Origin of the sequence: Enterobacter mori LMG 25706 (assembly GCF_000211415.1) — a bacterium.
In the GTDB taxonomy this organism is placed as follows: domain Bacteria; phylum Pseudomonadota; class Gammaproteobacteria; order Enterobacterales; family Enterobacteriaceae; genus Enterobacter; species Enterobacter mori.
On sequence record NZ_GL890779.1, the window covers coordinates 30161 to 37177 of the forward strand.

The window sequence follows — 7017 nt, forward strand, 5'->3', positions numbered from 1 at the left end:
GCTACCGCGTAATCCACAGCGTGGGCCAGGCGTCTGGCCCGTTCCAGTTATCACAGCTGGGCTCTTCCGCATAGCGGACCAGGCGGAAGCGCTGGCCGTCAAAACGCCAGCGCGTCTGGATCCCGCAGTCCCCAATGCCCCGCCCTAACGCCAGCGTGGTCAGCTCACGCGTTTTCTCATCGAAGCTGGCATTCATCAGCTCCATCTCGCTGCTGTTGCTTGAAGGGGTAAATGGCAGACGCAACCTGATGCTACGGGCAGAAAACGGCTTTTTGCGCGAAACCTGCCATGCCAAATCGACGGTGTTATACGCCCCGGCTTCGCAGCTGACGATCAACAGCGCTTTGTCATCGGTTAATGCGGTAACGCGGACTTCACGGCGGTTCGGATCAAGCGAGCATTGACTGTTATTCATCCTCCAGGTGCCATAATCCAGCAGGTCGTTCAACTCTTCATGGGTCAGCGGCGTCGGTGTCGGGTTGACGACCGCCACCTCTTTTAATGCGGGTGCGGGCGGCACGCTCAGCGGCGGACTGTTCCCTTTTTTTATCCAGGCGGTTTTGCTGCCGACGCGTTTTTGCTGGGCATCGATAAACAGCAGTGCCGCTTTCAGGCCATCCAGTGAGATAACCTGCTTGCCACCCTGCAACGTCAGGGCGTGCCCTTCCTGAATGTTTTTCAAAAAAGCGGTGATGGTGGCGGAATCGTCAGTCTTCAGATGCCAGGGCGTTAATTGCCAGTGCTGAGGCGAAAGCTTAAGCGGTACGTCATCCAGCAGCAGTCGCGGCGCGATATCAGGCTCTTTCACGACGGGGTCAGCAAGCCCACCGAGATCGATCCGCAGCGTGGCGTCCGTTTTCGCGCCCGCGCTGCGGCTGAGCGTCATGACCAGACCGCGATGTTCACCGGTATTTCGCGCAACGCAAAAATTCTGGTTATTGCAGGTGACCTGCCAGTCAGAGAAGGACTGCTGGGCGGGAGCAGCCCACACCAATGGCGCGGGTAGCACGCAAAACAGGAAGAGAATAAAAACGCAGTAGCGCATGGATGGCACAATCCCGGAAACGAAAACGTCAAACTGGGCAGTATCTTCGTGTCCGAACCGGGCTTGCTCAATCGGATTTATCGGATAGATTTATCTGAAATGTAATCTATCACCGTTCGAAAGAGGGGCTCATGATCCCGGTCGTTTGTAGGTACTGCAACAATATTACGGCTTTACCGTCCCTGATCTCTCCGCTTCTCACCATTGCCAGTGCCTGAGAAAACGGCATTTCCAGCACCTCAATATCCTCGTCTTCAACGCCACCGCCCCGGTGAGTGCGCTGCGCATCGTTGTATTCCGCAATGAAGAAGTGGACAATTTCCGTCACGCCGCCTGGCGACATGAACAGTTCGAACACCTTTTTTACCTCACCCACTTCAAAGCCCGTTTCTTCAACGGCCTCTTTGCGGATACAAACCTCCGGCTCATCATCGTCTAGCAGGCCTGCGCAGGTTTCAATGAGTCGTCCGTCAGGATTGCCATTCACCCATGTCGCCACCCGAAACTGGCGAATCAATACCACGGTCTGTTTTTCACGGTTGTAGAGCAAAATGGCTGCGCCATTGCCACGGCCGTAGACCTCGCGCTTGTGGCGTATCACTTCACCATTCTTACGCGTTAAATCATAGGTGATGTTACGCAGGACAAAGTAATTTTCGGACAGGATTTTGTCTTTAATAACGTCAATTTTGAGGGTCATACGGGCTCCACGACATAATGAGTGCAGTTATACTACGCCGTGGAGCGCGCTTTGTCGCCGGTCGGATTTAGTGCGCCTTTGGCGCTGTTATCTCAAGCCAGTCGAGAATACCCTGCGCCGCATGGCGCCCCTCAGCCATCGCAGTGACCACTAAATCGGCACCGCGCACAGCGTCACCTCCGGCAAAAATTTGCGGGTTGCTGGTCTGGTAACGATAGTGCCCTTCGACAGAGGCAATGATGCGCCCCCAGTCATCCGTTTCCACGCCCTGGGCCTGCAGCCAGGGCATCGCGTGCGGATTAAAGCCAAACGCCATGATCACCGCATCGGCAGGCAGGACGAACTCACTGCCTGCAACCGGAACGGGACGACGACGACCCTGCGCGTCCGGTTCACCCAGTTCGGTGCGCAGCATACGGATACCGTTGACCTTCCCGTCCGAAGCAAGCGTCAGCTCGACGGGCTGGACGTTAAACTCAAACTCCGCCCCCTCCTCTTTCGCGTTCTTCACCTCTTTTTTCGACCCCGGCATGTTGGCCTCGTCCCGGCGATAGGCACAGGTCACTTTGGCGGCCCCCTGCCGCAGCGCGGTTCGCACGCAATCCATCGCCGTATCCCCTCCGCCGAGTACCACCACATTCAGCCCCTGCGTGTCGATAAACGGCTCAGAGGCGCTCGACTCAAGCCCCATCACATGGCGGGTGTTCGCCACCAGGAACGGCAGCGCGTCATAGACACCCGGCGCATCTTCATGAGGGATACCGGCCTTCATGGAGCGGTAGGTTCCTACGCCAATAAACAGGGCATCATAATCACGCTGCAGCTGCGTCAGAGAGACATCGCGTCCCACTTCGCAGTTGAGTTCGAACCGGATCCCCATCGCGGTAAATATCTCTCTGCGCCGCGCGAGCAGGGATTTATCCAGCTTGAAGGCGGGAATGCCAAACGTCAGCAGTCCGCCGATTTCCGGATGGCGGTCATACACCGTCACGCTCACGCCGCTGCGCACCAGCACGTCGGCGCACGCCAGCCCTGCCGGGCCTGCGCCAATAATGGCCACCCGCTTGCCCACCGGGAGGACGTCGCTCATGTCTGGCGTCCAGCCCATCGCCAGCGCCTGGTCTGAGATGTAGCGCTCAATATTACCAATGGTCACGGAACCAGACTCATCTCGCAGCGTGCAGGCACCTTCGCATAAGCGGTCCTGCGGGCAAACGCGGCCAGTAATTTCCGGTAAACAGTTGGTTTGATGGGAGAGTTCTGCCGCACCAGTGATATCCCCCGCGGTGACGCGCGCAATCCACTGCGGAATGTGGTTGTGCAGCGGGCAGGTCCACTCGCAGATGCTGTGCTCCCCGCAGGTCAGGCAGCGAGACGCCTCACGTCTGGCCTGTTCAGCCCGAAACGGCAGATAGATTTCGTTGAAATGGCAGGCGCGTTCTTGCGCCGGCAGCTTGTCAGGCTCGCCCCGTGGAGGAGTATTGTGCAACTGCTGTAGTTTGGTTTGCGGCTGAACCTGTTGCACCGCCTCGCCGTGCCACGGCTGCGCTTCCAGTCGTGCGGTGCGCGTGCGCCGCGCTTTCGACAGGTTATCCAGCACAGCGGGTGTGGCAAGCGTGAGCACGTCAGCCGGGCAGTTTTCAATACAGGCAGGCCCCTGAGACCGCGCCAGGCAGAGATCGCATTTGTGCGCCGACGCCTTCACGCTCGCGTTATCCAGCGGCGTAACGATGATGTCCATCGTGCCGAACGGGCAGGCTACCACGCAGGCTTTGCAACCAATGCATTTGTGTTGATTCACCTGTACGCTGTCGCTGTGCTTGCTGATAGCCCCGTTCGGGCAGCTGTGCGCGCAGGGGGCATTTTCGCAGTGGTGGCAGGTAACGGGACTGTTCTTCCCCTCAGATTTGATGACCGTAATACGGGGATGAAAATGGCGCTCACTCAGAACATGTTGCTCATCATTGTGCGCCATCACACACGCGACCTCACAGGCACGACACCCTATGCATTGCTGGCTGTTGGCCATAATAAAACGATTCATAACGACACCTGTTTTTGGTTCAATAACCTTATTCTTTCTATATGTACTGTATTTAGCCACGGTGACGTGTTCAGGCAATGTTCAAATGCCCAGAAAGCCGAACTATCTCCAGTGAACCTGTGGCAGATCAATTTATTCAGGAAGCTGATTTGTGACCGTTAAACGCCCTGTTTCCGGAAGCCTGGCTCGGGCTTTCTTTTCGATGATTGTGTTATCCGTTATGACCAGCGCCATCGCGCTGATGACACTCGCCAGCAGCCAGCGAGACGCTGAGGCGATTAACATTGCGGGTTCGCTGCGTATGCAGAGCTACCGCCTGGGCTACGAGATGCAGCGCGCCAGCCCATCACTGATGGAACACCGTGAAGCCTGGCAGCAGACGCTGAGCGCCCCTGCGCTGCAGACGTTGAACCGCTGGTATGTGCCGGACGATGTTAAACAGCGCTACCACCAGCTGCATCTTGCCTGGCAGGAGATGAGCCAGCGCATCGCCAGCGGCGACACCGCATGGTATCAGGCCCACATTGAGGATTTCGTCGGCCGTATTGATGCCTTTGTGCTGGCGCTTCAGCACTACACCGAACATAAAATTCAGCGGGTGATCCTGATGTCGCTGGCGGGTGGACTGAGCATTCTGCTGCTGGCGCTGGCGACGCTGCGGCGGATCCGCCGTCAGGTGGTACTGCCGCTGAACAATCTGGTCGCGGCCAGCGAGCGTATCGAACAGGGACAATTTGATACGCCCGCACCGGATACCTCCCTGCCCAACGAGCTGGGCCAGCTTTCCCGCGCGTTTAACCATATGTCAGCGGAACTGCATTCGCTTTATCGCTCGCTGGAGCAATCCGTGGCGGAAAAGACGCAGCACCTGAATGAGGCGCACCAGCAGCTCGAAATGCTGTTCAAATGTTCTCAGGCACTGAATACCGGACAGATAGACAGCCATTGTTTCAGGCATATTTTGCAGATCGTGCATGAATACACGCAGATAAATTATCTGGCGCTGCGGACCAGTGACGACTGGCAACTGTTCGAAGGCAGCGAAGCCGAAGGCGCGGAACTGCACAGTTTGCCTGTTCTGATGCAGGACACCCTGTATGGCGAACTGCGCTGGCAGAGCGAGACCGGGGGCGTGTCACTCCCGCTGATGAAGAGCGTGGCGACGATGCTGGGGCGCGGGCTTTACTTCAACCAGGCGCAAAAACACTATCAACAGCTGCTGCTGATGGAAGAGCGCGCCACCATCGCCCGCGAACTGCATGATTCGCTGGCGCAGGTGTTGTCCTATCTGCGCATTCAGCTTGCCCTGCTCAAACGCGCCGTCCCGGATGAGAATCCCCAGGCGCAGACCATCATAACGGACTTCTCGCGCGAGCTTAACAACGCCTGGCACCAGCTGCGTGAATTGCTCACCACCTTCCGCCTGACGCTCAACCACGCAAACCTGCCCGCCGCGCTGCAGGAGTCTCTCGAGGGATTGCAAACCCAGACGAAGGCGAAGCTGGTTCTCGATTGTCGACTCTCATCCCTGGCCCTGGATGCGCAAAAACAGGTGCATTTGCTGCAGATTGTGCGGGAAGCGGTGCTGAACGCCATCAAACATGCCGACGCGAGCGAGATCACCGTCAGCTGCATTACCGCCGCTGACGGTACGCACAGCGTGGCTGTACGCGATAACGGAATTGGCATTGGCGAGGCGAACGAACCGCCGGGCCATTACGGGCTGAACATCATGCGCGAACGTGCGGAACGGCTCGGCGGAACGCTGCGCTTTTCGCAGCCGAAAAACGGCGGAACGGAGGTCACCGTCACTTTCCGTACACCCGCAGCGCTGGCGGGTAAATAACGGTAAAGGGGAGCACGCAGGGAAAAGCGCATGATAATTTACATTATCTCCTTTATTTCTCCACGTTTGACCTGGGCCTAACCGCTAAAGTTATGCGGGCAATAAACAATAATGACGTGCAGCAAAACGAGGTCACACTTTCATGGCGAATTTCTTCATCGATCGCCCCATTTTTGCCTGGGTACTTGCCATTCTGTTATGTCTGACGGGTGTTCTGGCCATTACTTCACTTCCTGTTGAGCAATACCCCGATCTGGCGCCGCCAAATGTGCGCGTCACGGCAAACTATCCTGGCGCATCAGCCCAGACGCTGGAAAATACCGTCACCCAGGTGATCGAGCAGAACATGACGGGTCTCGATAACCTGATGTACATGTCTTCACAGAGCAGCGCCACCGGTCAGGCTACGGTGACACTGAGTTTTACGGCGGGAACCGACCCGGACGAAGCGGTACAGCAGGTGCAAAACCAGCTGCAGTCTGCCCTGCGTAAGCTACCGCAGGCGGTGCAGAACCAGGGCGTGACCGTACGTAAAACCGGTGATACCAATATTTTAACCATCGCGTTTGTCTCCACCGATGGTTCGATGGATAAGCAGGATATCGCTGACTACGTGGCGAGTAATATCCAGGATCCGCTCAGCCGTATTAACGGCGTGGGGGATATCGACGCCTACGGCTCGCAGTATTCCATGCGCATCTGGCTGGATCCCAACAAGCTGAACAGCGTGCAGATGACGGCCAAAGACGTGACTGACGCCATCGAATCGCAGAACGCTCAGATCGCCGTCGGTCAACTGGGCGGTACACCCTCTGTCGATAACCAGGCGCTGAACGCGACCATTAATTCTCAGTCCCTGCTCCAGACGCCCGATCAGTTCCGTAATATCACCCTGCGGGTCAATCAGGACGGCTCTGAAGTGCGGCTGGGCGATGTCGCGACCGTGGAAATGGGCGCGGAAAAGTATGATTATCTGAGCCGCTTTAACGGTAACCAGGCATCCGGCTTAGGGGTGAAGCTGGCCTCCGGCGCGAACGAAATGGCAACCGCTGAACTGGTGCTAAATCGCCTTGACGAACTGTCGCACTATTTCCCGCACGGGCTGGAATACAAAGTCGCCTACGAAACCACCTCCTTCGTTAAAGCCTCTATTGAAGACGTGGTGAAAACCCTGCTGGAAGCGATCGGGCTGGTGTTCCTGGTCATGTACCTGTTCCTGCAAAACTTCCGCGCCACGCTTATTCCCACCATTGCCGTTCCGGTGGTGCTACTCGGCACCTTCGCCGTGCTGTATGCCTTTGGCTACAGTATCAATACCTTAACCATGTTCGCGATGGTGCTGGCGATTGGCCTGCTGGTGGATGACGCCATCGTGGTGGTGG

At 57.1% G+C, this 7017-nt stretch carries 5 protein-coding genes; 2 read left to right on the forward strand and 3 right to left on the reverse strand.

Translation table 11 applies throughout. The annotated features are described in order from the left end of the window. Window position 1: 1 nt before the first annotated feature. The 3 genes from ENTMO_RS0117560 to aegA all read right to left on the reverse strand — a co-directional run bounded on the left by ENTMO_RS0117560 (window position 2) and on the right by aegA (window position 3789). Window positions 2-1045 (reverse strand): DUF1176 domain-containing protein, encoded by a 1044-nt coding sequence (locus ENTMO_RS0117560; protein ID WP_010433792.1) that lies wholly within the window; start codon window positions 1043-1045, stop codon window positions 2-4. Window positions 1046-1154: 109 nt separating this feature from the next. After that, complete coding sequence (gene nudK / locus ENTMO_RS0117565; protein WP_010433794.1) at window positions 1155-1745, reverse strand: GDP-mannose pyrophosphatase NudK; 591 nt, start codon at window positions 1743-1745, stop codon at window positions 1155-1157. 67 nt (window positions 1746-1812) lie between these two features. Then, window positions 1813-3789: a formate-dependent uric acid utilization protein AegA gene (gene aegA, locus ENTMO_RS0117570; protein WP_010433797.1), complete on the reverse strand. Its 1977-nt coding sequence runs from the start codon at window positions 3787-3789 to the stop codon at window positions 1813-1815. A 151-nt stretch (window positions 3790-3940) separates the two neighbouring features. On the opposite strand from aegA, the gene narQ reads away from it, so the two are divergent. Together narQ and ENTMO_RS26685 are read left to right on the forward strand one after the other, a co-directional pair. Next, entirely contained in the window at window positions 3941-5635 is a 1695-nt protein-coding gene (gene narQ, locus ENTMO_RS0117575; RefSeq protein WP_010433800.1) for a nitrate/nitrite two-component system sensor histidine kinase NarQ, read from the forward strand. 142 nt (window positions 5636-5777) lie between these two features. Then, window positions 5778-7017 (forward strand): efflux RND transporter permease subunit (locus tag ENTMO_RS26685; protein WP_010433804.1); only part of this gene is annotated, 1240 nt, incomplete at its 3' end.

Coding starts and splice junctions, on each gene's coding strand:
- aegA (WP_010433797.1), bottom strand. CDS start 3,789: ATGAATCGTTTTATTATGGCCAACAGCCAGCAATGCATAGGGTGTCGT.
- nudK (WP_010433794.1), bottom strand. CDS start 1,745: ATGACCCTCAAAATTGACGTTATTAAAGACAAAATCCTGTCCGAAAAT.
- ENTMO_RS0117560 (WP_010433792.1), bottom strand. CDS start 1,045: ATGCGCTACTGCGTTTTTATTCTCTTCCTGTTTTGCGTGCTACCCGCG.